Source organism: Chitinophaga sp. H8, from assembly GCF_040567655.1.
GTDB classification, from domain to species: domain Bacteria; phylum Bacteroidota; class Bacteroidia; order Chitinophagales; family Chitinophagaceae; genus Chitinophaga; species Chitinophaga defluvii.
On record NZ_JBEXAC010000001.1, the window covers coordinates 2,894,054 to 2,920,602 of the forward strand.

A 26,549-nucleotide genomic window follows, 5' to 3' on the forward strand; every position below is an offset into this window, starting at 1 on the left:
GGCTAAAGTGCCAATGGAACAAGTGCAATATTTATTGTATTTCCACCGGCACATTAGTCATACTTCCACTACTTATCTGTTATAGTATTTATTCACAGCATCTGTTCTGCTACGTACATGCAGCTTCTCGTAGATATTGTGCACATGACGGCGCACCGTTTCTATACTGATAAAAAGATTGCTGGCAATTTCCTTGTAAAGAAAACCTTTGGAAAGCTGGTCCAGGATTTCTTTTTCACGGGTCGTTAATGCTTCCAATGCCGGATTAGGCTTGGCCTGTTTCTGAAAAAACGCCACTACCCTTCTGGCAATCTGTGAACTCATAGGAGAACCTCCATCATGCAAGTCGCGGATAGCTTCCAGCAATTCGCCCGGAGGTGTTTTCTTGAGGATATATCCACTGGCACCTGCTTCCAATGCCTGGAATATTTTATCATCATCTTCATACACCGTGAGCATCATGAATTGCATATCCTGGTATTCTGCTTTCAACTTGGCAATACATTGAATGCCATTCATACCACCAGGAAGATTAAAGTCCATCAAAACCACATTAGGCAACAGATTGGGGATTTGCTCCAGCGCGGTCTCTCCATTGTTGTAAGTACCAACACATGCGTATCCGTCAGAACCATTAATCAGCAATTCCATAGCCGTGCGGATATCATGGTTATCTTCTACAATTGCGATAGAAATGATATCCATATTATCCTGGGACTTTTTCTTAGAGTATACCGTCATACTTTTATAGGATTATAACACTTAAATGTTACGAAAAACAAATTTATATTAATTTAACGGTATATCAAGAAAAACTATCGTACCGTTATCAGAAGTGATATCTGCCTGACCACCAATTGCCTCCATCCGTTTTTGAATATTCTTTAACCCATTACCAAACAAGCGTACCTTTTCCTGATTAAAGCCTTGTCCATTATCTTTTATCAGGATGGTCATATTACGCTGCACCATAATTTCGATCTTCACTTCCGTTGCTTTGGCATGTTTTACGACATTATGCAATGATTCTTTTACAGCCAGGTAGATATTACGGCGGGTGCCTCCGCTAAGCTTAACATGGGGAATGCTCTCCGGTATGTAAAACTGGTGGGTGATGTGTGCGTGTTCCAGGAAGTCGGCAGCAAAGCTGCGCATATAAGCGATCAGATTTTCCAGCGAGTCATTGGATGAATTCATTGCCCAGATGATCTCGCTCATTTTATCAATCATTTCTCCTGCAGCCTCTGAAATCCGTACGATCTCGCGGGTTTGATCCGGGTCTTTAATTTTTCGTTTGGCAATCTCGCTCAGCAGGCGGATAGTAGATAATCCGGAACCAAGGTCATCATGCATATCACTGGAAATACGCGCCCGCTCCTGGTCTACCGCCTGCTCTTTTTCCAGCTTCAGCTTTTCATGCCGGATCTTATAATCCAGGTACAGCGTAGAAAAGTAATAAGCAATTCCTAACAGTAACAACAATAACAGGAACCTGAACCACAGCGATTGCCAGAAAGGAATCTTAATAACAATTTCCAATGTGGTAGGCGTTGTATTCCAGATATCATCATTATTGGATGCCCGTACTTTAAATACATAAGTGCCCGGATGCAGGTTGGTATAACGGGCCATGCGGAAAGTACCCGCCTGTACCCAGTCTTCATCAGCACCTTCCAGTTTGTATTGTACCTTATTCTTTAATGGATTGGTATATTCCAGTGGAACAAATTCAATGGCCAGCGTATTTTGATTATACGGTAAGGAAATATGTTTCAGCAGGGAGATAGCAGTATCAGATTCATAAGGCCTGTCCAGCACCTCCATCCTTTTGATAATTACTTTAGGCACAAAAGGATTGTTACGGAAGTTCTTGGGATAAAAACCATTTACCCCACGTATTCCTCCAAAGAACAATTCTCCATCCAGCGATTTAAAGAAGGCGCCTGTATTAAATTCATTGGATTGTAATCCATCTTCATGATTAAAGGTGGTCACTTCTCCTGTAACGGGATTGATCTGGGAAAGTCCTTTATTATGGCTTACCCATATTTTGTCTTTATCATCCAGCAGCACACCATAGAGATAATCATTGATCATTGCGGTATGATCATAACTATTGTAATGGGCGATGATATGCTCTGCAGCATCCATGATATACAGGCCTTTGTTGGTAGCCAGCAATAATTGCTTGTGTGCATTTTTATTGATGGATTTTACCACGGTTCCTGCCGGCAGTATTATTTGCCGCCAGCCTGGCGTGCTGGCACTTTGTGTATACAAGCATGATTTTGTACCCACATACTGGTTGCCCATAAAATCTTCGAAATAAGCGGTCAGTTGCTCATTTACAAATTTATGGACCACGCCAATATTGTAAGACTTGCCCTCCTGCTGAAATTTCAGCAGATAAGCACCATAGTTAAAATACACTTCACCGGTGGTACGTTTGAACAAAAACGGATAGATATCCGGCTGCTCTTCCAGTCCCAGTGCTTTAAGTTTGCCGGTAAGGTCTGTAAACGTATTCTGCTGTACATTAAACAGGCCAATATGCATATCCTGGAAATGCAGCCATATATTAGCATAGTCTTCCCGGCAGATGGCGTTGATACTATTACCCGGAAATTTACCGGGCGTATTATCATTGGAGATCCTTTCCAGGAACTTCCCGCCTTCTCCATAAATATCCAGCCCGTCCAGCATCAGGCCTACATACAATTTGCCATCATCGTGCTTGTAAATAGACTTGACGAGGTTATGTGTAATAAAGGGAGAACGATATAAATTGAATACTTTTTTATGAGGAGAATATTTTTTGATGCCATCCCCGTCCGTGCCTACCCACATATTATCTGCAGCATCCCGGTACAGTGAAAAAACGATGTTAAGAGAGCGGGTTTCAAAAGTATTAAAGCTGACTACATGACGGGTGATTTCGTTTTTGGCAATGTTATACACCAGCACTCCATCATTCCCGCCTATCCATACATTACCATTCTGGTCCAACTCTGTTACAAACGGAATAAAGGCCTCTCCCCGCTGGTTGGTCACATCAAAGGGCAGATCGGTAAACTTATTTTTACTTTTATTGAAGACTGTTATATGCCCGTTGCTCACTATAAAAAGGGAATCCTTGTTGAGGCTTCGCATAATAGGGTCGTGGGATATTCCCGGCAGGCAATAAGTAGTAAGGCGGAGATTATCCGTATTAAAGGCAATCAGTTCGCCTGGCTGGCAATTCATCCAGATGGTATTCCCATCTTTCAGAATAGCTTTGGGGATCATCCTCCTGGCCTTGAATTGCGGCGGATAGAGGATCATTCTTTTTACTGCGTACGTGTGATTGTCCAGCACATACAAACCCCTTAACGGGCGCCAGATCCAGAGATGATGAGCAGCCGTGTCTTCTCCCAGGATACGGAATTTTATTTCACTGTCACGCTCCTGTTCATTAATGTTGGACGTATCTTCCAGTACCGGGCGGAAGCTGTTACGGAAGCGGTCGTAAACGCTGATACCGTTGTTATGTGCCAACAGCAGCTGATGCCGGCTGTCTTTATAAAAAGAATAGTTCTTATCTCCTTTCAGGTCAAAGCGGTTGATCACGGCCCTTCCTCCGTTAGTGCCCCTGGGTACCAGCTCCCCCTGCCCTTCTCCTTTTTTATATTGCTGGCTGGGTTTATAACGGTATTCATTAAAGATATACCCATCAAAACGGTTTACTCCATCGCGTGTGGCAATCCACATAAAACCTTGTTCATCCTGGATAATATCGTAGGCAGTACTTTGAGAGAGTCCTTCATTTACACTATAACCATCAAATATATAGGGTTTGTCCTGGGCAAATAGCATAGCCGCCCTGCAAAGGGTAAATAGGAGGATCAGGATATTTTTTTTACATTGACAAAATATTTGCACTACGAAAATTTATATCGGTGAAGCAGGTAAGGCTATGTGCAAATATATAAATCTGCTTGGCACTTTCTAATGATTTTGTATTTTTCTTGTGGCTAACAACTTGAAATAAATATTCTTAGCGATGAAAATGATGGCGCAAAGCAGGTGGCAGGAGATGGTAGCAATAAGGAGCTGTTTAAAAAGAAGTGCATGCCTCTTGTTATTATTGTTATTCACTGTAGCAGGTAATACCCAATCCCTCCCTGATTTTTCCCTGAAAACCATTGCTACTGCCCCTATAAAAAGTATACGCGGACTAAGCATCGCAGCCGATCAGTCGGTTTGGGTATCTGGTACCGGAGGGATGGTAGGCTATAGTACCAACCATGGTAAAGACTGGCAGTGGATGCAGGTAACCGGTTGCGACAGCTGCGACTGGCGTAGTATTAAAGCCTTCAGCCGCCATAAAGCCATTGTCATGAATGCAGGAGCACCTGCACATATTTTCCTCACAGAAAACGGGGGTAAAAGCTGGCAACGTGTTTATTTTGATGATACCCAAGGCATTTTCTTCGATGGCCTTTCTTTTGTAAACAACCAGGAAGGCGTGGCAATCGGTGATCCTATGCAGGGGAAGTTTGCCATGCTGCATACGGTGAACGGCGGAAAAAGCTGGACACCACGCAAGCCGGCAGCATTACCGGAAGCCAATCCCGGAGAGGCTTTATTTGCCGCCAGTGGCACCGGTATACTGGCACTTCCCGGAGAGGCTGTTTATTTTGCCACCGGCGGTACCACTTCCCGCTTTTTCAGGTGGCAGCAAAAGGCCTGGCATACTTACCCTTTACCTTTAATACAGGGAGAAAGTACTACCGGCGCATTTTCTATCGCTTTCCGGGATGCACAGCATGGTATTACGGTAGGCGGCAACTATCAAAATGATGCCTTGCGTACAGGCAACTGTGCCCTCACCCATGACGGCGGTATTTCGTGGGCCATTCCTGCTGTATCCCCACATGGATACCGTTCCTGTGTAGCATATATCACCCCGCAATTACTGGTAGCTACGGGGCCGTCCGGTACCGATCTGTCGGCCGACGGAGGTAAACATTGGTATAATATCAGCAAGGAAGGATTTCATGTCGTGCAAACCAAAGAAAAATCATATGTTTATCTGGCAGGCGCCGGAGGACGTATTGCAAAACTGGTAATAGGAAAATCTTTGGCTGGCCAATAAAAAGGTGCTCCTGGAAAGGCGCACCGATGCAATAGGTTAAAGCAAAAAGTACATTTATTAATATGAAGTTAACGAGTATTTTATATTTTTTTCAGCAGTTTTTTGTCAATATGGTATTTTAAATCGTAAACGAGTGGATAACCTTCGCCACCGTAAAAAGATGTTGCCACATTATTTTTTTTTAACTTACAGCCGGTGAATGGGGTCATATAGATTAAACAACTGATAGTTAATCGTTTACCTCCTATCATAACGAAAAATGTGAATTATGCAAGTAGCCACCTCGTCAGGTAAATATTCGGTTAAACACTACCCCGACACAGTCAAAGAATGGAAACAGGAAGGTAACTACTTCTATTTTTACACCACCGAAACCATCCTTGAAATAAGGGTTATCTCAGACAAAATAGTACGTTTCCGCTATGCAGCAGATGGTACTTTCCAGCGTGATTTTTCCTATGCCACCAGTGAGAAAATGGAAGACGCGCCTATTTGTTTTGAGATCAAGGAATTTGAAGAAGTATTCCAGATAGATACAGATGCGATAAAGATATTTATTGCCAAAGATAATCTGCGCCTCACCATCACAGATAAGGAAGGGCGTGTGATCAACCAGGATGAAATGGGTTTTCACTGGCAATCTTATCTGCAAAAAGGTGGAAAGATCGTGTACTGCAGTAAAATGATCCAGGAAGGAGAGTGTTTCTATGGCCTGGGGGATAAACCTACCGATCTGAACCTTCGTGGCAAACGGCTGGAGAACTATGGTACAGATGCGTATGGCTATCACAAGGATACGGATCCGCTGTACCGGAATATTCCATTTTATTACGGCCTCCATCATGGCATTGGCTATGGCATCTTCTTTGATAACAGCTTCCGCACCATTTTTGATTTTGGGGAAGAGCGGGAAGATGTACAGAGCTTTTGGGCGCGTGGCGGAGAAATGAATTATTATTTCATTTATGGCCCGGAACTGCTGCAGGTAGCAGAAGCCTATACCAAGATTACAGGTACGCCGGAATTGCCGCCATTATGGGCGCTGGGCTATCACCAATGCCGGTGGAGCTATTATCCGGATACCCGCGTAAAAGAGATTGCAGCCGAATTCCGCAAACGACAGATTCCCTGTGATGTAATCTACCTGGATATAGATTATATGGAAGGCTTCCGTTGTTTTACCTGGAGTAAAGAAGGCTTTCCGGACCCTGCAGGGCTCATTAAGGAGCTATCCGCCCAGGGGTTCAAAGTTGTAGTGATTATTGACCCTGGTATCAAAGTAGATCCCAATTATGCCATCTATCAGGAAGGCGTTAAGAATGATTACTTCTGTAAACGGGCAGATGGTGCATTAATGGAAGGAGATGTATGGCCCGGCAAATGTGTATTTCCGGACTATACCAATCCCCGTGTAAGGGAATGGTGGAGCAGTCTTTTCAAAAGCCTGGTAGATACAGGTGTGAGAGGTGTATGGAACGACATGAACGAACCAGCCGTTTTTGAGCTGGGCACCTTTCCTGAAGATGTAAGACATGACTATGATGGAGAGCAGGTAAGCCATCGTAAAGCACATAATGTATACGGGCATCTGATGAGTAAATCCACTGCTGCCGGTATGAAAAAGTACCTGATGCCTAACCGGCCTTTCCTGATCACCCGCTCCTGTTATGCTGGTGTACAGCGCTGGTCATCTGTATGGACCGGTGATAATGTTTCCAGCTGGGAACATCTCTGGCTGGCTTCCGTGCAGTGTCAGCGCCTGGCAGTTTCAGGCATCTCTTTTACCGGAAGTGATATCGGTGGTTTTATAGGGGAGCCGGATGGCGAATTGTATACCCGCTGGATTCAGCTGGCTACTTTCCATCCGCTGATGCGTACCCACTCTGCCAGCAATGAAACCGGATTTAATCAGGAGCCCTGGAGCTTTGGCAGCAAATATGAATTTGTGGTGAAGAAGTTCATCCAGCTGCGTTACCAGCTGCTGCCTTACCTGTATACCACTTTCTGGCAAAATGCGGCTTACGGTACCCCTATGTTGCGGCCATTGGCATTTGTAGCACAGCATGATCCACAAACGCATAACTGCACCCATGAGTTTATGTTTGGCGATGCCTTACTGATCAGCCATGTGAGTGAAGCCGGCATGAAAGAAAAAGAAGTGTATCTGCCCACCGGCCGCTGGTATTACTACTGGAATGATAAACCTTATGAAGGTGGCCAACTGGTTAAAATAGCTACACCTATTGAAGAAATGCCGCTGTTTGTAAAAGCAGGTGCAGTAGTACCTAACTATCCGAAATTACAGTATACCGGACAGGCGCCTATTGAAGAAATGACACTGCAGGTGTTTTATGATGATCAGCCCGCGCATAGTACCATGTATGAAGATGCCGGAGAGCATTATGGTTATAAAAACGGGCAGTACAATGTGATCCGCTTTAAACAGGCTTCTGATAAACAGCAGTTTCATCTGAAGAAGAAATTTCATGGCAACTACGAAGCTACCTACAAGAAGCACCGGGTATGCGTACATGGACTCCCCTTCACTCCTACAGAATACGTTGTGGATGGAAAAGTGTTTAAACTTAATGCCCGCAATTTTGCAGTAGGTGTTGTAAAAGTGGTATTGGACCGGGAATTTGAAGATCTGATCATGCGATAAAAAAACAAGGCACTGTAGATGGAAATCTCAGTGCCTTTTCATAACCTATGCCAACTTTAGAGTTGAATCAAATTTACTTTGTTAATTACTTTGCGCAAAGTGTTCTGCAGTTGAATGGCTAAAATGAACGAAATGAATGGCGTGCAGCAGCAAGAACGAAACGCACATTACACGGCCTACCTCCCAATCCCTTTACCACAGGCCATTTCGAAGCATCAGCCTTTATGCTTAAACTGTGTAAAATCAACGCTTACTATCGTGCGATGATACATGCACAGCAATACCTGCCGCTTCACATGCGGTGATAACTACACGCAGCAGTTCTTCCTAAAGCCGCAATACACCAGTATTACAGACCTATCAGGCTTGCGTATAATAATCCTTTATGACTAGTAATAAATAGTCATGAACACGAAAGATATCAGTGCACAAAAGATGAGCAGGGTAAAAATAAAACGATACAGGAAAGCCATACTCTGATGATAATTGCTGCGACGGTACTTATGGATCTTCATTACAAACAATTTAAAGGGTCTCTGGTTACTATGGTTATTACGGTTAATATGGTTATGCGATACACTAAGGATGAGGGTACTCCTTATGATCTCTCCAGATAAAATTACAACAAAATAGCCGGAAGACATCCGTTTTTTTACTCATTTTAAAAAACAAGTATTTATACGTGCTTCCTGCAGATGGGGCTGCATGCTAATGAATAAGCACCTACCAGTTCATACGCTTTTCCGTGAATGCTGCATGCTAATAAACGCGAGGGCAATAAATTTAATAAGAGGTTAACCTTTTTTCTTCTTCCCTCCTGTTTGTTCATGAGGCAAGTGCAGCGGTGTGCCAGCAGGTTGGGCTGGGGTTTCGGGAGGTGTTTCTCCCAACTCATCCGGTGTTACAATTTCTCCGCGTTTGTAGTATTCCTTAAACATCTTGCCGGTTTCCTCATCATAGAGTTTCCATACTCCATTTCTTACCGAGTTGCCCATACGGATAATTTCCCTGCGCGTTTCTTCTCCGGAGATGGGGTCTATCACCCGGACAGTATCCCGCTGTCCTTCCACTTCGGTAGACAAAAACATACCTTCAGCACTGGGTTTGCCATTGGGGTAATAATATTTTGCCAGGCCATCCAGTACATTATTCTTATAGGTTTCTTCCGCCATCACATTACCAATGGTAGATGTTTTAATCCAGACGCCTTCCTTACGCCCGTTCTTATAGGTACCTTCCCAGGTATATCCTGGTTCTCCCCTTACGCCTGCCACTTCCTCTTTATATTTTCCATCCGGTTTTGCCTGTGATACTCCTTTTCCCTGTGCAAATACGCCCAGTATACTTCCCTGTAAGCATAACAATAATAACAACTTTTGCATGCACGTGAATTTTACTCAATTTAAACATTTTAATCATAAGTAAATTAAAAGGTGGAAAGCCGTGGCTTTTAGCCGTCACGTACTTTCCACCTTCAGGAATAATGTTGCGCTATTTATGCAATGTAATCGTGCCGAGCTGCGTATCTTTTCCCCTGTCTATTTTCACATCGGTGAGCGTTGTGTCCTGGTAGCCATTGGATGCATTTACAAATACACTATAGCTGCCTGTTTTAATACCACGTACTTTAAATTCTCCGCCTCTCCATGGCAGGGCATACAAAGTATCGGTGTTATTAAACACAGAAATTACCGGGAAGGCCTCCATAGGAGTAACCCTTCCGGAAAGGCTTCCCATTTTCAGGATAGTAAACACGGTGATGTAAGGACGCAGAATAAACTGCCCGTGTCTTACCTGGATAATGGAACGTTGGATATCAAAGTCGAGCCACAGGCGCAGGTTATCCGGCGACAACTCATCCCATTCGTTATGCCGTACCCTTACAATAATTTTGGACTGTCCTTTGAGCGCTTTCAGCGGATAGGAGATGCTGTCTTTGACCAATGAATTCTGGTCGCCTATCGTAATACGGATTTGCTTCAGGGAGCCTTTGGTTACGAGGCCATTTGCCAGTAACGTATCGGTACCATTGCGCAGGGTTAACAAGTCATACACACCTGGTCTGATAGCCAGGGAATCCCACACATTACAGGTGTCTTTATCACGGCGATCATGATCATCACGACGATCTTCGTCCCACCAGCAGCGGTCTTTATCGTCCCAATCATCATTGTCACCGTCATGTGAACAGGTGTCTACCAGCACTTCCACTTTACGGATGTCAAGCAATACCTTGTCAAAATAACCAGGATCATCTGACAGAAAAAGGCTTACTTTTTGTTTTCCGGGTGGGGTGGTTTGTGAGGCAGACTCATCTTTTCTGCAAGCGTGTACAATGAGCAGCACAAACGTGAGAAACGCCAGTGGCATACTCCATTTTCTGAGGTAGCTTTTCATAAATAAATGGTTTTTTTTAGATAAGTGATTGGAATACTTGAAAATGGCTTTGGCTGAAATACACTTATAACTATCTAAAACGTTTATCCTGGTGATCTTATTGCAATCAGGCTGTTGGCTATAGCCCAGGGAAACGGCACTTTTTAGATGCAGGCCAACCCGAAAGGTTTAATGCACACAAAAATAATTCCTAGTTTTGCGGCTCAACACAAAAGCGCTGGAATTATGGCTATGCATGAAATTGAAACACTGGTAGAAATGTCCGTTTATTGCCTGGACAAAAGTTCACCTTCCTCTCCTGACTGCAGAAGCCTTTTTTATAACCTGTATTGCCTGCAGGAACAATTTGATACGGGCTTCACCCATTTCCGGGTCATGGATATCCTGATCAAACACCGCTTTGTTTACACCTTACCTATTACCGATCACCCCGCTTACCCCAAAAACAAAGCCTATTTTGACCAACTGGCAGCTGCTCAGAAGTTTAGCTTTATATATGAATTCCCTCAGAAAAAATGGGACAGCGATCATAACCCTGTGGCCGGTTATGCCAGTTTTGACCAGGCTCAATCCACCTACCTCCTTTATGCAGACGCCGGCAGTATACTCTGGAAAAGCCTGGTAGACAGCAAAAAACTGCAGGGTAAAGATGCCCGGCCTCCACAGGTAATACCTGTTACTACTTTGGCCCTTATAATAGCAAAAGCGGCAGCCGCGCAGCAGGATAAAGCCTTATTAGCCATGTGGTACCAGCTGATACCTTACATTATCATGCAGGAAGATGAGGAGGATGATATGGCTGCCAATACTGACCTGAAAGCAGTATTGGACCTGGTAGTAAGCAATGAGGCCATTTTTGCGGAAGGGCTGCCTCCAGCAGATGAGCTTCCGGATGGCGGTTCTTTTGGCGACTTTTGTCAATGGTGGTATGCACCGGCCCTGGGTTTGATGAAAGCTACCGCTGATGAAGAACCGGAGATCAATCTGGATGAAATACCATTTTCAGAAAAGGTAGAAAAAAGTGCGGCCTGGTATGAGCGGGAAGTTGCGCGGATTTTGCAGGAAGTGAACACCGCAATTGCCGAACTGGAAGATCAGGGAGGGAATGAACAGCTGCAGGCAAGTATAGACGGCCAACTGAAAACAGCGCTGGAATATGCGGCACAGGGCTTAACGCTTGCACCAAATGATACGGGTTTGTTAGTCAATCAGGGCTCTGCCTGGATGTTGCTCCAACAATATGAAAAAGCACTGGCCTGCTATGATGCTGCACTGGCCAACGCGCCTGAAAATGCTTTTGTGCACCTGAACAGGGCCATCCTGTTTTTCCATATGGACCGGTTTCCTCAGGCTGCAGCTGCTTTTGAACAAACATTGGCGCTGGAACCGGAGAATGAATTTGCACAGCAATGGCTGCAATATCTTAAAAATGAAAAGCTGGGGTAATACCTGGCTCAGCATATTACGCATCATTACAGCTGATACCCTGGCCACCAACCGTAAGTTGCAGGGGCTACTGTTTTTGCAGCTTCATGATCAGCGCTCCCAGAGGTGGCAGGCGTAATAACAGGGTATATTCCTTTCCATTATAGGGCTGTTTTTGTGTAGTAAGGGGGCTGGTATTAAGGACACCACTGCCATAATAAACAGGGTCATCGCTGTTAAACAATTCTTTCCAGGTACCGGCTGTGTTAGTCCCCAGCAAATAATGCTCATGTGCTACAGGGGTCATATTCAATACCACCAGCAAGGTGTCCTCCCTTTTTGTTCCTTTACGCAGATAAGCCAGTATACTATTGTCATGATCGGCTGTGCTTACCCACTCAAAGCCATCCTGTTCAAACTGTTTGATATATAAGGCCGGTTCTGTTCTGTATAGTTTATTAATATCCTTTACAAACTGCTGTATACCCTGGTGGGGGGCAAACTTTAACAGGTGCCATTCCAGCTCGGACTTGAAATTCCATTCCTGGGTCTGGGCAAACTCTGCTCCCATGAACAGCAGCTTAGTACCCGGATGGGTAAACATATAACCGTACATTAAACGCAGGTTGGCAAACTTCTGCCATTCATCTCCCGGCATTTTGTAAATCATGGGAGACTTGCCATGCACTACTTCATCATGACTCAGCGGAAGCATAAAGTTTTCGCTGAACATATACACACTGCTAAAGGTAAGCTGGTTCTGATGCCATTTGCGATGCAAAGGGTCTCTTTTAAAATAGGCCAGTGTATCATTCATCCAGCCCATCATCCACTTCATTCCAAAACCCAGGCCACCCATAAAAGTGGGTCTGGATACCCCATAAAAAGACGTTGACTCTTCCGCTATGGTTTGTACATCCGGGAATTGCTGATAAATCGTTTCGTTCAGGTGTTTTAAAAAACTGATCGCTTCCAGGTTTTCGTGCCCTCCCTGTTCATTAGGTTCCCATTGGCCTACTTCCCTTGAGTAATTGAGGTGAATCATAGAGGCTACGGCATCCACCCTTAGCCCGTCAATATGAAATTTATCCAGCCAGAAAAGTGCATTGCTCAGTAAGAAAGACCGGACTTCATTTCTCCCATAATTGAAAATATAGCTGTTCCAGTCGGGGTGATACCCTTTCCGCATATCAGCATATTCATAAGTATGTGATCCATCAAACCGGAACAAGCCATGAGCATCATACGGAAAATGGGAAGGCACCCAGTCGAGTATTACCCCTATCCCTTCCTGGTGGAAGGCTTCTATCATCCGCATAAAGTCCTGCGGGGTACCATACCGGGAAGTAGGCGCATAAAAGCCGGTACCCTGGTATCCCCAGGAACCATCAAAGGGATGTTCCATCACCGGCATCAGCTCTACGTGTGTAAATCCCATTTCCTTAACATAAGGTACCAGCATAGTGGCAATCTCTGTATAGGAATAAAATACTTCATGATTAGACGGATCCGGCCGGCGCCAGGAGCCCAGGTGTACCTCATATACGGAGAAGGGGCTTTGCAGGCTGTTATGCTGTGCGCGGCGCTCCATCCATTTCTTATCTTTCCATTGGTGCTGCAGTCCATGCGCAATAGAAGCCGTTTTGGGCCGGAGTTCCCAGTAATGAGCAAAAGGGTCTCCTTTTTGCAGTTCTTCCCCCGTGTGCGAACGGATAAAGTATTTATATAAGCAACCGGCACCTACCTTGGGAATGAAACCTTCCCATATACCGGAATTGTCCCATCGGGGGAACAGCGTATGTGTATAATGGCTCCATCCGTTAAAATCCCCCATTACCGCAACATAGGCCGCATTGGGTGCCCATACCGCAAAATACGTTCCTTTTACCCCCTCATATTCCAGAAAATGAGCCCCGAATTTTTCGTATAGCCTGCTATGCGTACCCTCCTGGAACAGCTGGATATCTTTGGCAGAAAACAGAGAAAAAGGCTCTACAGGCTGTAGCTGACGGTAAGTATCTCCTGTCATATGAGGCATTATTAGATTGAGGTGAATAGTAACAAGATAGTTTAATTAAGGCAAAAAAAAAGCTACCTGACGGTAGCTTTTTTAATATCTGAAATACTGATTAGTATTTACGCTTAAAAGGAGGTCTGGAACCACCGGATGATTCGCGTCTGTCGCTATAGCTTCTGCGCTCACCACCTTCTCCGCCGCTCCAGGTTCTTCTGCGTGGGCCATCGTCCCGGCGCCCACCGCCACCGCTTCTGCGTTTATCGCCGTCCTGAGACATTTCGATACGTACGCTTCTGCCGTTGTACTCTGCTGTTTTAAAGCTTTGCGTTACCTGGTCTACCACATCATTTTCCACTTCAAAGAAAGAATAAACACCTTTCAGGTCAATGCGGCCAATCTTATTACCACGCAAACCGGTGGTATCACAAAGGTAGCGCAGCATATCTCCCCTGTTAAGATCATCTACGGATCCCAGGTTAATGAACAGGCGGGTAAACTTACCATAACCTCTGCTCATGGTATTTTCATCACCAAAAGCACGGTCACGTCTGTCTTCTTTCGCATTCAGATCAGGTGCATTCTGGTAGTACTCCAGGAATTGGTTAAATTCCAGGGATGCGAAGCGTTTGATCAGCTCTTCTTTTGACATGCTGGCAAACTCTTCGTTGATACGCTCCAGGTACGGCTCTATCTGGTCTTCATTTACTGTTACGTTATGTACTTTATGTACCAGGCTGAATAGCTTCTTTTCACAAACTGCAAATCCATCAGGTACTTCAGCTTTTGTAAATTTCTTACCCAGCGTCCTTTCGATCTGGCGGATTTTACCAAGATCACGGGCACTTACGATCGCAATAGAGATACCGGATTTACCAGCTCTGGCAGTACGGCCGCTACGGTGGGTGTAGTTTTCCACATCATCAGGCAGCTCGTAATTGATAACGTGTGTAACATTATCAACGTCGATACCACGGGCAGCCACATCAGTAGCCACCAGTATCTGAATTGCTTTTTCACGGAACCGCTTCATTACCTTATCCCGCTGTTGCTGGGTAAGATCCCCATGAATAGCATCCGCATTATATCCGTCACGGATCAGTGATTCCGCAATTTCCTGTGTTTCTATTTTAGTACGGGTAAAGATGATACTGAAGATATCCGGATTGTAGTCCACGATACGTTTCAGTGCAGCATACTTATCACGGGGGCGTACCACGTAATATTCATGCTCAATATTGGCATTACCGGTGTTTTTGCTACCTACGGTCAGCTCAAACGGATCGGTCATATATTTTTTGGAAATACGGCGTACTTCCTGGGGCATAGTAGCCGAGAATAACCAGGTAGTTTTGGTTTCAGGGGTATTAGACAGGATACTGTTAATATCTTCCTGGAAGCCCATATTCAGCATTTCATCCGCCTCGTCCAGTATCGCATAGCGTACATTGTCAAAGTTGATGGCTTTACGCTCAATAATATCCAGCAAACGGCCGGGCGTTGCTACTACCACCTGTGCCCCTCTTTTCAGATCGCGCAGTTGTTGTACAATACTGGAACCGCCATATACCGCTACGATGTTGACATCGCCCAGGTATTTGCTAAAATTTTTAAGATCGCTGGTAATCTGCAGGCAAAGCTCACGGGTAGGGCATAATATCAGCCCCTGTGGCTGCCGTACTTTAACATCCAGCTGGTGCAGTAAAGGCAAGCCAAAAGCGGCTGTTTTACCGGTGCCCGTCTGGGCTAACCCAACAAAATCCCTGTCGCCACCCAGCAATACGGGGATTGCTTTTTCCTGTATCGGCGTCGGAGATGTAAAACCCAGGTCCTGGATTCCTTTCAAAAGAGGCTCATTTAAGCCCAGTGATTCGAATGTAGTCATTGATTTGCATTAACAAGCTCCGTCGGGAGCTATAGTGTGAAAGCTATTAGCTATTAGCCGTTAGCTATTAGTTGCCTATTTTTATTGTTTATATCAGTTGTTAGCAGTTCATCCTGCCGAAAGCTAAATGCTAACGGCTAATAGCTAACACCTCTATATTAATTCCCCCTCCAGGTCGTAATCAAATGCTTTGGTAATCTTCACCTGTACAAACGTTCCTGGTTTCAGGCGTTTGGTGGTATTGATGATCACTTCATTATCTACTTCCACAGAGTCAAATTCAGTACGGCCGAGATAGCGGCCGGCTTCTTTTTTATCTACTATTACTTTAAAGATCTGCCCTACTTTTTCCTGGTTCTTTTCCAGGGAGATTTCCTGCTGTACTTCCATGATTTCCTGCGCTCTCCGTTCTTTTTCCGCTGCGGGCACATCATCTTCCAATCCATAAGCACTGGTCCCTTCTTCATGGCTGTAGGTAAATACCCCTACCCGGTCAAACCGCATTCTTTCCAGGAACTGCTTTAATTCCTCCACATCTTCCAGGGTTTCACCCGGAAAACCGGCAATCAAAGTGGTCCTTAAACAAATACCAGGCACTTTTTCGCGGATGTTATGTACCAGTTCTTCTATTTCTTCCCGGGTGATCTGGCGCTTCATTGCTTTTAACATAGCGTTGGACGCATGTTGCAAAGGCATATCCAGGTAGTTACAGATGTTGGGAAACTCGTTCATGACGTCCAGGATGTCCATCGGAAATTTGGTGGGGTAAGCATAATGCAGCTTAATCCATTCCAGTCCTTGTATACCTGCCAGTGCACGGAGTAAATCGCCCAGGCGGCGCTTTTTATACAAGTCCAGACCATAATAGGTAAGTTCCTGCGCAATCAGCATTATCTCCTTTACACCAGACTTAACCAGCTTTTCTGCCTCCAGTACCAGATCCTCAATGGGCCGGGACACATGAGTGCCACGCATCAGTGGGATAGCACAAAAAGAGCAGGTGCGGTTACAGCCTTCTGCTATCTTTAAATAAGCATAGTGTGAAGGGGTGCTCAACAAACGCTCACCTACCAACTCTGCTTTATAATCTGCTTCTAATTTTTTGAGTAATAATGGTAATTCCATGGTACCAAACCAGGCATCCACCCCACCTACTTCTGATTCCAGGTCGCCACGGTACCGCTCACTCAAACAACCGGTAACGTATACCTTATCCAGCTTCCCTCTCTGCTTCAGCTCTACCTGTTCTAATATGGTATTGATAGACTCCTCCTTGGCTTTATCTATAAAACCGCAGGTATTTACCACTACTATATTATGATCACGTTTGGCACTTTCGTGTACTACATCAATATCATTGGCCAGCAACTGACCGCTGAGTACTTCTGAATCCACCATGTTCTTGGAACAACCAAGTGTAATAATATTAACTTTGTCTTTCTTTAAAGTTTTCGTCTTCAAGGGCGAATGTTTTAGAGCATGCGGACAATACCTATTTAGTTATTATACCGCTTACCGCCACGAAGACACACAGACACGAATTGAATTAAACAGCAGACTTACTGTATGTGACTTTGAGCCTTAGTGGGGGTTAATTTGGAAGGTGCAAAGGTAAGTATAAATAATGAATTATCAATCAAAAACTGAGATTTGTCAGAAAATGTGGAAAAAATAACATTACCCTACCCTATGATTTAATAAACGGTCGGCCCGTTTTCTGGCTACCCGGCGTTTATAGTGATACCACCACTGCGGAGCCAGTTTAATCAGGAGATTATTCATCCCCCGCAACCCCACCAGATGGTATAACCCATTCAGTTTTCCGGTCAGTGTTTGGTCCAATGCCCGCAAGCTCATAGCAAAGCCGCCATCCAGGTACTCCATATGATGCCAGTAACCGGCAGGCATAAACATCATATCCCCATGCTCCAGGATGGTAGTATATCCCCTGGCATAAGCCAGGGCCGGAAAGGCTGCGGTGTCCAGCTTTTCATGCCAGTTGACAAAACTGGCAGCACTCTCTACCGTGAGTGGCATCCTGTAAATGTAGGGTGACTGATTATTTTCGAGCAATAATACCCGCTTGCGGCCAATGAACTGTGTATGAAAGATGTGCGACAGGTCAATATCGTAATGCATATGTGCCACAGAACCGGCCCCTCCCACAAATAACATCGGGTACTTTTTCAGGAATCCCTTTGCCAGTTCGTCCGGCCAGGTAATGTCCTTTACCAGCTGAGGAGCATGCTGAAACATATTAAAGAGGAAAATACGCAGTTTGACCGGGCCCTGCTGGATCATATCCAGGTATCTCCCAAAGGAAATATAGTCGTCAGCACCATTTACCAATGTTTTGGCACCAGCCCTCTCATTATTATATACGCCTACTATTTCATTACCCAGAATGGATTTAAAATAATCCCAGGTCCACTTTTCCCTGGCGGGCCAGTGCTTACTCAGCCCGGAGATGACCACCGGCTTGCGCGGATCATAATATTGTTGCTTAAATGCTTCGGGGGTAATATTTTCAACTCGGTCTATGGCTTGAACATTCATAATAACGAATTGTAAAAAGAGGAAGAAACAACTATTACCAAATTTAAACAATGGCAGCAATCACCAACAAAAAAAAATATGCACAATTGCTGACCTCTTCTGCAAACAGTTACTCCAAATATCGAACCATGATGTGGGAGGAGGAGTTAAATAAATAAAGAGCACCGGTATGGCACTCTTTATCTAAAGTAATACTTTAAGTATGCTTAAAGAAAGACAATAAGTGTCATTTCTTTTTATCTCATAATCAATCATTTAAACTAAACAAAGAATCTACAAATTCTTCTTTATTAAACACTTGTAAATCTTCCATTCTTTCGCCAATACCAATATATTTAACCGGTATTTTAAACTGGCTGGCGATGGCCAGTACTACCCCACCTTTGGCGGTACCATCTAATTTGGTAATGGCCAGTGAAGTTACTTCTGTAGCAGCAGTAAACTGTTTTGCCTGTTCCAGGGCATTTTGTCCGGTAGAGCCATCCAGAACCAGCAGCACCTCATGTGGCGCATCCGGGATTACCTTCTTCATTACCCGCTTTATCTTACTCAGCTCGTCCATCAGGTGCGCTTTGTTATGCAAACGGCCCGCAGTATCAATAATGATCACATCCACTTCTCTTGCGGCGCCGCTTTGAACGGTATCAAACGCTACAGCCCCCGGATCGGATCCCATTTGTTGCTTTACGATGGGCACCCCTACCCGGTCGCTCCAAATAGTGAGCTGATCTACCGCAGCAGCGCGGAAGGTATCTGCTGCCCCCAGCAGCACTGTTTTGCCTGCCTTTTTAAAGTTATAAGCCAACTTACCGATGGTGGTCGTTTTGCCTACCCCATTCACACCCACTACCATGATCACATAAGGCTTCTTGCCGGCAGGCACATCAAAGTCTTTAAACCCGCTATCCGGTGCATCCACCAGTAGTGCTGCAATCTCTTCTTGAAGTATCCTGTTCAATTCACTGGTTCCCAGGTATTTATCTTTCGCCACTCTTTGTTCAATCCTGTCTATGATCTTTACAGTTGTGTCTACTCCCACGTCAGCCGAGACCAATGCATCTTCCAGATTATCCAATACTTCTGCATCCACGGTAGACTTTCCTGCAATGGCACGTCCCATTTTGGTCAGGAAGTTATCCTTGGTTTTCTGTAATCCCTGATCCAGGCTTTCCTTCTTCTCGCGGGAAAATAGTTTGTTGAAAAAGCTCATAGTAATTTTTTGGGTCCATGACCGTAGTAGCGGTGCATGGATAGTTGGGTTTATTTGATAATCCGCAGGCTATACTGAATAGCCCCAAGGATGGTTATAGGGCACAAGATACTAAAATATGCATCGCTATCAGCCATCCACCGGCTCTTCCCGGTTGTTCGTCCTGGGTTATTGACTTACGGTCCTATACCAAACACAAAAAGCTGTCCTATCAAAGAACAGCTTTCGTGCAGTATGATTAGTAAAGCCGAATTACTTTTGATTAATGTAGTCTTGTACTTTATCCTTGTGCACAATCGCTTCTTTGAAAGTGTATGCACCTGATTTAGGAGAACGTACCGCTCTGATCACTTTAGTCCACACTTTCGCTTCTGCTGCTGCTTTAGCATCCTTCTTGATCGCGGTTTTAGCTGCTTTTGCCATTTCTTATATAAGTTATTGGTTAATTGTTAATCGTTAGCGGTTAACAGTCAATGGCATCATTCAATGTGGCACTAACAATTAACGTTTAACTATTAAAACTACTTAATTTCTTTATGAACAGTTACTTTCCTTAAAATAGGATTGTACTTCTTCAATTCCACACGTTCAGGTGTGTTTTTCTTATTCTTGTTGGTGATGTAACGAGAAGTTCCGGGTAAGCCAGAGTTTTTATGCTCTGTACATTCCAGAATTACCTGCACCCTGTTACCTTTTTTTGCCATTGTGTATACAAATTAGAGTGATTCCTTCAAAATTAAATATGCTCGCCTGCAGCGCGTAATTCTTTTACTACTGCATACAAACCTTTCTTATTAATGGTTCTGATACCATCAGCAGATATTTTTAAAGATATCCACTTGTCTTCTTCCGCCAGGAAAAAACGTTTCTTTTGCAGGTTTGGTAAAAACCTTCTCTTTGTTTTGATGTTGGAGAAGGAAACATGATGACCTGTAATTGGCTTCTTTCCTGTCACCTGACATACTCTTGCCATGATCTAAAAATTTAAGGAATGCAAAAGTCCAATTTTTTTATGGATTTTACAAATATTATCAATTGATTTTATTAACAATACCTGCAAATGTCCAATTATTTGGATACTTTTAGCATGAACCAGCTCTCCAAATACCACTACAACATACTTATAACCAAGTAATTATAATAGATACTCAGCGGCTATATTATATTTACAATAAAACTATCAAACTTCTTAACACAGCGACCAATCTCACCGCATCCAATACCCTTTGTGGCTCAGTGCCATGTTTCAATACGGCTTCTTCATGAGAAGTAACACACATTTCGCAACCATTCAGCGCGGATATTGCCAGGCTCAACAGCTCAAAAAACTCTTTCCCTAAAACCGGGTTGGCCATAATACTCATCCGGATACCCGCAGGGGTGCTGGTGTAAAACTCCTTATTCACAAAATGCCGGAAACGGTAAAATACGTTATTGGCATTCATCAGGGAAGTACAGCTGATCACTTCTGCTATTTCCTTATCTGTAGCACCTTCCTGTACCGCCAGTTTTTCAAAAGCAGCGTGCAGATCACTGTGCTTCTCGTTGACTGCTACTGCCAGGCCTATCAGGTAAGCTTCTTTTTTGGAAAGGGTGGCTGCACCCAGTGCATTGGTAATATTTATTTTCAGATCTTTCAGATAACGGGCATCGGTAGCTACCAGCGCATGCAAGCGGGTAGATAACTGGGTATCTACCAGGCCTACTGCCTGTAATACCTGGATAGCCGTATCCTGGTTATTTGTTGCGAACATATTATATTATATAAAAATTGAGGTCCATAGCGGGTGGTCCGGAAGACTACCTGCTATGGACCAGGAAATAAAATCAGATTATACTGCTAATGTAGCTTCCCCTTTCTGCCAGTTGCAAGGGCACAGCTCATCTGTTTGCAGCGCATCCAGTACACGCAGTACTTCTTTTACGCTACGGCCTACAGACAGGTCATACAGGGAAACCCAACGGATGATACCTTGTGGGTCTACGATGAAGGTAGCACGGTAAGCTACTTTTTCATTAGCTTCCAGGATACCCAGCTCTTCCGCCAGTGATTTGGAAGTATCTGCCAGCATAGGGAATTGCAAACCTCTCAGGTCTTCATGATCTCTTCTCCATGCAGCGTGTACAAATTCGCTATCGGTAGATGCACCGATCAGAATGGCGTCGCGGTCAACGAAATCCTGGTTGTGCTTGTTAAATTCAGCTATTTCGGTAGGACAAACAAAGGTGAAATCCTTAGGCCACCAGAACATTACCATCCATTTGCCGGAAGCTTTCAATTCTTCGGAAGACAGTTCATAAAATTCTTTGCCTTTTTCAATTGATACTACAGCCGTTTTTTTAAACTCTGGAAATTCAGATCCTACGGATAAGATTACGTTTTTCATGCTATTTATTTCTGTTTTTAAGTTGCTGTTTAATGCCCTGCGAAATAATACTCCGGCTCCCTCCTTTCCGTTCCCTCCAAAAATTACTGCCGGATATCCGCAGCTGTTATAAATCCGCCGCAAAGATCCTTGTACATTCACTATTAAGCAAATAGATTTTTAAAATGCGGTATTGAGTTTGTCTATATACCCTGCAGATATCTATACATTTTCCATGCCTAATCCGCTGGCAGTAAAGGGCCTGTAGTTTTCTCCCGGACGGGATCCATCTGCTTTAAAAAAAGTGTGAAAGAAATTTAACTTTTTAATCCGATTCCGGTAACAATTTGGCACGCTATTTAGTTATATATACAGAAGAAAATTCAGACAGGATATGAAAATTAAATACGCACTTTTAGTAATTCTTACGGTGGGCCTTGCTTTGATTCCGTTTATCAAAAACAGCATCAACAAACACGATGAATTTGACGCTACCCAGGATCTGTTCATCTAATGTTTAGCGGGTTCTCCATTGACCGTATCAGAACTGCCCCATAGCGGGATCGGGACTCCATTTGCTTTTTGGTTCAAAATGCTTCCAGATGGCCTGCCCTGCCGCCCGCATTAACACCCATGCTTCATTGTCACGCTTCCATCTTTGATCCACATTATTCTTGGTACAGATACAGTACACATAATCCCCATGTGGCGCATTTACCAGGATCACTTCCGAGCGGGCTTCATCCACGCAACCATTTTTAGAAGCGGTACGCACATCCGGTGGCACTTGCTGCAGCCCTTCTGCATCCCAGTGATTACGGGTCAGGTTTCTGTACATACGCTCACTGGCAGCTTTATTCACCATTTCACCTTTATAAATACGGGCCATTAATCCTGCCATTTCCCGCGGCGTTGTTTGTCCCCAGCCATAGATACTACGGTTGCCTTCTCTCCCCTTTGTACGGGAATTAACACGTGTATCCTTCAACCCATGCTGCTCCAGCCATTGGTTGATCACTGCTCCCCCACCGGCCAGGGATTGCAGCCAAAGGCTGGCGGTATTATCGCTCATCGTTAGCATGAGCATCATAACTTTATCTAAGGTGATCTTTTCCCCGCTTTTGAAGGAACCCAGAATATCTTCCCCTTCGTATAGCAAAGAATCTTTATAGATCAGCTCCTGCTTGTATGCTAATTCGCCCTTAGCTATTTTATCAAATACCCCCAGGAGAATAGGAATTTTCACCATACTGGCGGTAGGAAAGATCGTATCCGCATTGATAGCCACTGTTTTACCTGTACGCAAATGGTGTACATAAATACCTGCCTCTCCACGGAATTGCTCCAGCATGGGAGCTAGAATGGCCCTTAAACGGGCATCTTCCTTTTCACCTGGCATCTTATGCTGTGCCACGGCGTGCATACCGGTTAAAAGGCACCACAAGAGGATGCCATGCGCAATACGGGTCATAGGTAATCTTATTTAGTGATGATCAGGTTACTTCGTTGATCAGATCGGCAAAGCTGCGGATTCCTACCATCTTTGCAGAGGTATATCCTTCCGCATACTGCACCCCTACCATCTTTCCCAGCATCCGGTCGCGGTTTACCACACTATCAAAAAAGGCGGGTGAAGAAATATAGGTTTGCGGCTCATTGTCCTGGGCAGCCAGAAACTGGGAGCTGAAGCTCTTGATCGCTTCCATTTTCCTTTCTATGAAAGGGGTAATATCTACTACAAAATCCGGGGTATGGTAGCGGTCCTGTATAAAGTGAAATACCTGCTTGGGGCGCCAGGCCGTTTGCGGCAACCCGTCCAGGGTGGTTTCCACCTTACGTAAGCCAGCCAGGAAACAACTGTCGGCTATCAGCTTGGCCGCCCTGCCATGATCCGGATGCCGGTCATCTATAGCATTGGCCAGCACAATATCCGGCTGAAACTTACGGATGGCCTTAATAATCGCCATCTGTTCCATCGTATCATTCCTGAAAAAGCCATCTGCCAGTTCCAGATTTTCACGTACTGCCAGCCCCATTACCTTGGCTGCCGCCTGTGCTTCTTTAGCTCTTAATTCCGGGGTGCCTCTTGTACCCAGTTCTCCTCTGGTCAGGTCTACTACACCTACCTGCATGCCTTGTGCGGCATGTGCCATCAATGTACCCGCGCAAGACAGTTCCACATCGTCCGGATGCACGGCTAAAGCCAGTATATCTAATTTCATGCGTTATAATTAATCTATAAAAAGGAATTGCCCACGCTTAAGTGTTGCAACAAATAAGAGGGCAAAGATGGGGAAAAATCAGGAATCACGAATTATTCACTCAGCGCTTTAATGACCACGCCTGCATTTTTGCCGGTTACCTGGTACTGCTCCTCCAGTTTTTTGGGTCCCAGAATCTCTACTCCCAGCAGCGACTTCTTTTCAAGGGCTACCAATTGCGATTCCTCCGTGGGAGTCATCAGCTTATTATTCACAATATACTGGAAGGTACTGTCACTACCGTATTGCCGCAATAATTTATTGTAATCAGGAGAAAAAGCACTCAGCAAACGGTTAATACGGTTACGTGCAAATGGTTTGGTTTCCATATAGATGACCCCATTTTCGGCCTGTTCCCCATACATCGCCACCGCTTTCTTCCCCTTGGCAATGGTAATGATCGCAATGGCATCAGGCCCCAGCTTACTGATAGCCGCTTCTGTTACTACCACACTGTCCAGCACATATACCGGTTCTGTATTTATATACTCTACCGATTGTGCCTTCACCGATATACTCACCAATAATATTATAAAGGAAAAATACCCTGCTTTCATTTGATCAACTTTACTTTTACGGAGCTTCCAAAAGCGGGCCAGCTTTATCATGGGTAACACCAATACTGCTTTCCGCTGTTCCGGTTAATTATATGCCCGGTAATAATGGTACAGTTGCAATTCCTGCACAATGTCTTCAATGTCTTTATCTTCCTGCAGATCATACTCGCTTTTCAGGTTCCCTCCAAAGAAAAAGGCGACCGTTTGCCATACGCGGGCATTAAATCCTCCTTTCAATTCCTTGATGATCTCATAACAGTTCTCCCCCGTTTCCCGGTCTATCAGCTTCATCAGCACTTTGCCCTGGTATACAGACAAGTTCTGTAATTTATCCCCAAAAGCGGCTTTCATCTCTTTTTCTTTGGCATTCAGGTATTCCTTACGCTGCCGCTTGTTTGACAGCGTTGCCAGTTGTGCATTTACATCTTTCAGTACCACCGCAGCTGATCTGGCATAGGGGTAAGTAACATATACCGCATTACGCAGACGGGTCCAGCGTTCCCGCTCTTTACGCAGCCGGCGGGGCAATTTTTCTGTTACTTCAAAAATCTTAAGGGTAATTGAGGCCATGGTATCCGTACCTACCACTACGGCCGGGAATGCAAGCTTGCCTGCCTCCTGCTGTTGCGCCTTAGCCTGCTGGCATAAGGAAACACAACCCAATAAAGCAAAGGAAAATACAAATATTTGCAAGCGGCACATATAATATTAACGGACTCCCCGGAGTTTTAGTTACCACAAGTTAAAAAAAGTTTGGGAGTATGCAATAGAGAGCTTTTAGCTTTTAGCCTTTAGCTGTTAGCTTAATGCAGCGGAGAAGAGCTATGAGCCATAAGCAATGAACTGCGAGCTTAATGGATACTCCCACCTTAAAGCATAGTTAAAGCATGGTTAAGCTATAGTAAAGGCATAGTAAAAGCGTTCTAAAGGTATGGATACTCCCGCCTTAATCCATTCGCTGCATGAAGCTAACAGCTAAAGGCTAAAAGCTAACAGCTCTTTACTGCACCGGCTTCAGCCCCAGCTTACTCATGGCAAATGAGGTAATGGCCTTTTCCACCGCAGGCAGGTCATGTGAGGTAATTGAACATCCCATTACATGCGAACCGGCATTTGGAATAGCAACAGCCTCTTTGAGGTTGTCTGGTGTGCCCAGTTCCTTTTCCATATCCAGGATAGCTGAAACCTTGACAGTAGGATCCTGATGCGCTTCATCTTTATAATAATAGAGGTTCAGCACCGGCTGATGGATCTGTGCAAAGGTGGCAGGTGTCATGGTACTTTCCAGCAGATGTTCCAGCTGCACTACTGCTTCCAGTCTGTACTTATTGTGCCAGTACTGGTCTTCCGCCGGGTTGGCGGCTTTGGATTCCTTGAATTTGCCATTTTGCGCCAGGCGGGCCAATTGCAGCCCCCAGTGGTTATTGGCCAGGAAAGCCAGATTATCATTGATCGCTATATTGGGCGACATATTGATGACGGCGAATACATCATTGGGAAAAGCGGCAGCCAGTTTCAGCGCCAGCGTACCTCCTGTGGAGGTTCCCATTACAATTACCTTTTCTCCCAATGCCTTTCCGATACTCAGGGCTTCTTTTGCATCTTCCCATAAACCGGTGGCGGTCATATGCAATAAAGGATCAGACGTATCAATACCATGCCCGTCCAGACGCGACAAAAAGAGGTTACAACCAAACTGGCGGGCAAAATCCAGGTGCACCGGATCTCCCTCCTTCTGACTAGCAGAAAATCCATGCAGGTATACCACACTATAAGGGGTCTTCTTTTGCAAAGAATCATACCAGATGATACGGGCCTGGTTATCAGGCTTCAGCTTGTGTTTACTTTCCTTGTTTTGGATATACTGCTCCAGGGCAGCGGGAGATTCAGGTATAGCTGGTAATCCGGTGTTATAAACCGGATCTTCAGGTTTGGGGCCTAACAGGTAAACTATTACCAATGCCAGCAGAACAAAAAGAGAAATACGTAACCACCTACGCTTCATATTTTAAAAACTTTAGCTGTTAGCAATCAGCGCTTAGCAACGGGCATAAACACTTCCTAAAGGATAAAGATAAATAA

Annotated in this window: 22 protein-coding genes; 3 read left to right on the top strand and 19 right to left on the bottom strand. The window is 44.6% G+C overall.

Translation table 11 applies throughout. The features are described from left to right. Positions 1-72: 72 nt before the first annotated feature. Both ABR189_RS10965 and ABR189_RS10970 read right to left on the bottom strand, forming a co-directional pair. A complete protein-coding gene (locus ABR189_RS10965; RefSeq protein WP_354660529.1) occupies positions 73-741 on the bottom strand; it encodes a response regulator transcription factor in 669 nt (222 codons plus the stop codon). 48 nt (positions 742-789) lie between these two features. Continuing rightward, positions 790-3,852 carry a ligand-binding sensor domain-containing protein gene (locus tag ABR189_RS10970; RefSeq protein WP_354660530.1) on the bottom strand — a complete coding sequence of 1,021 codons (3,063 nt, stop codon included), beginning with the start codon at positions 3,850-3,852 and terminating at the stop codon, positions 790-792. Between the two features lie 187 nt (positions 3,853-4,039). Here ABR189_RS10970 and ABR189_RS10975 point away from each other — a divergent pair, with 187 nt between their 5' ends. Together ABR189_RS10975 and ABR189_RS10980 are read left to right on the top strand one after the other, a co-directional pair. Beyond that, positions 4,040-5,134: a WD40/YVTN/BNR-like repeat-containing protein gene (locus ABR189_RS10975; RefSeq protein ID WP_354660531.1), complete on the top strand. Its 1,095-nt coding sequence runs from the start codon at positions 4,040-4,042 to the stop codon at positions 5,132-5,134. A 268-nt stretch (positions 5,135-5,402) separates the two neighbouring features. After that, positions 5,403-7,796 carry a glycoside hydrolase family 31 protein gene (locus ABR189_RS10980; RefSeq protein ID WP_354660532.1) on the top strand — a complete coding sequence of 798 codons (2,394 nt, stop codon included), beginning with the start codon at positions 5,403-5,405 and terminating at the stop codon, positions 7,794-7,796. A gap of 794 nt (positions 7,797-8,590) precedes the next feature. On the opposite strand, the gene ABR189_RS10985 is transcribed toward ABR189_RS10980, so the two are convergent. Both ABR189_RS10985 and ABR189_RS10990 read right to left on the bottom strand, forming a co-directional pair. After that, positions 8,591-9,178, bottom strand: a complete 588-nt coding sequence (locus ABR189_RS10985) for a toxin-antitoxin system YwqK family antitoxin (RefSeq protein WP_354660533.1) — start codon at positions 9,176-9,178, stop codon at positions 8,591-8,593. 109 nt (positions 9,179-9,287) lie between these two features. Beyond that, entirely contained in the window at positions 9,288-10,193 is a 906-nt protein-coding gene (locus tag ABR189_RS10990; protein ID WP_354660534.1) for a DUF4382 domain-containing protein, read from the bottom strand. 225 nt (positions 10,194-10,418) lie between these two features. On the opposite strand from ABR189_RS10990, the gene ABR189_RS10995 reads away from it, so the two are divergent. Further along, positions 10,419-11,639 carry a tetratricopeptide repeat protein gene (locus ABR189_RS10995; RefSeq protein WP_354660535.1) on the top strand — a complete coding sequence of 407 codons (1,221 nt, stop codon included), beginning with the start codon at positions 10,419-10,421 and terminating at the stop codon, positions 11,637-11,639. 67 nt (positions 11,640-11,706) lie between these two features. Here the strand turns inward: ABR189_RS10995 and glgB are convergent, their stop codons facing one another. The 15 genes from glgB to ABR189_RS11070 form a co-directional block, all read right to left on the bottom strand. Next, positions 11,707-13,647 carry a 1,4-alpha-glucan branching protein GlgB gene (glgB, locus tag ABR189_RS11000; RefSeq protein ID WP_354660536.1) on the bottom strand — a complete coding sequence of 647 codons (1,941 nt, stop codon included), beginning with the start codon at positions 13,645-13,647 and terminating at the stop codon, positions 11,707-11,709. 100 nt (positions 13,648-13,747) lie between these two features. After that, positions 13,748-15,517 (bottom strand): DEAD/DEAH box helicase, encoded by a 1,770-nt coding sequence (locus tag ABR189_RS11005; RefSeq protein WP_354660537.1) that lies wholly within the window; start codon positions 15,515-15,517, stop codon positions 13,748-13,750. A 153-nt stretch (positions 15,518-15,670) separates the two neighbouring features. Then, a complete protein-coding gene (gene rimO, locus ABR189_RS11010) occupies positions 15,671-16,978 on the bottom strand; it encodes a 30S ribosomal protein S12 methylthiotransferase RimO (RefSeq protein WP_354660538.1) in 1,308 nt (435 codons plus the stop codon). Positions 16,979-17,194: 216 nt separating this feature from the next. Then, the gene (locus ABR189_RS11015; RefSeq protein WP_354660539.1) at positions 17,195-18,073 is read right to left on the bottom strand and encodes a cupin-like domain-containing protein; all 879 of its coding nucleotides are present in this window, start codon (positions 18,071-18,073) and stop codon (positions 17,195-17,197) included. Between the two features lie 247 nt (positions 18,074-18,320). Beyond that, positions 18,321-19,283 carry a signal recognition particle-docking protein FtsY gene (gene ftsY, locus ABR189_RS11020; protein ID WP_354660540.1) on the bottom strand — a complete coding sequence of 321 codons (963 nt, stop codon included), beginning with the start codon at positions 19,281-19,283 and terminating at the stop codon, positions 18,321-18,323. Between the two features lie 252 nt (positions 19,284-19,535). Next, entirely contained in the window at positions 19,536-19,706 is a 171-nt protein-coding gene (locus ABR189_RS11025; RefSeq protein WP_354660541.1) for a DUF4295 domain-containing protein, read from the bottom strand. 98 nt (positions 19,707-19,804) lie between these two features. After that, a complete protein-coding gene (rpmG, locus tag ABR189_RS11030; RefSeq protein WP_354660542.1) occupies positions 19,805-19,987 on the bottom strand; it encodes a 50S ribosomal protein L33 in 183 nt (60 codons plus the stop codon). 32 nt (positions 19,988-20,019) lie between these two features. Continuing rightward, positions 20,020-20,256 (bottom strand): 50S ribosomal protein L28, encoded by a 237-nt coding sequence (rpmB, locus tag ABR189_RS11035; RefSeq protein WP_354660543.1) that lies wholly within the window; start codon positions 20,254-20,256, stop codon positions 20,020-20,022. Between the two features lie 193 nt (positions 20,257-20,449). Then, the gene (locus ABR189_RS11040; protein WP_354660544.1) at positions 20,450-21,037 is read right to left on the bottom strand and encodes a carboxymuconolactone decarboxylase family protein; all 588 of its coding nucleotides are present in this window, start codon (positions 21,035-21,037) and stop codon (positions 20,450-20,452) included. 78 nt (positions 21,038-21,115) lie between these two features. Then, positions 21,116-21,670 carry a peroxiredoxin gene (locus ABR189_RS11045; RefSeq protein ID WP_354660545.1) on the bottom strand — a complete coding sequence of 185 codons (555 nt, stop codon included), beginning with the start codon at positions 21,668-21,670 and terminating at the stop codon, positions 21,116-21,118. Positions 21,671-22,190: 520 nt separating this feature from the next. After that, positions 22,191-23,120, bottom strand: coding sequence for a serine hydrolase (locus ABR189_RS11050; RefSeq protein WP_354660546.1), 930 nt, complete (start codon positions 23,118-23,120; stop codon positions 22,191-22,193). Positions 23,121-23,142: 22 nt separating this feature from the next. Next, a complete protein-coding gene (gene bshB1, locus ABR189_RS11055) occupies positions 23,143-23,871 on the bottom strand; it encodes a bacillithiol biosynthesis deacetylase BshB1 (protein ID WP_354660547.1) in 729 nt (242 codons plus the stop codon). 92 nt (positions 23,872-23,963) lie between these two features. After that, entirely contained in the window at positions 23,964-24,467 is a 504-nt protein-coding gene (locus tag ABR189_RS11060; protein ID WP_354660548.1) for a hypothetical protein, read from the bottom strand. Between the two features lie 84 nt (positions 24,468-24,551). Continuing rightward, the gene (locus ABR189_RS11065; RefSeq protein ID WP_354660549.1) at positions 24,552-25,169 is read right to left on the bottom strand and encodes a DUF4294 domain-containing protein; all 618 of its coding nucleotides are present in this window, start codon (positions 25,167-25,169) and stop codon (positions 24,552-24,554) included. A 298-nt stretch (positions 25,170-25,467) separates the two neighbouring features. Continuing rightward, positions 25,468-26,472, bottom strand: coding sequence for an alpha/beta hydrolase (locus ABR189_RS11070; protein WP_354660550.1), 1,005 nt, complete (start codon positions 26,470-26,472; stop codon positions 25,468-25,470). Positions 26,473-26,549 lie beyond the last annotated feature (77 nt).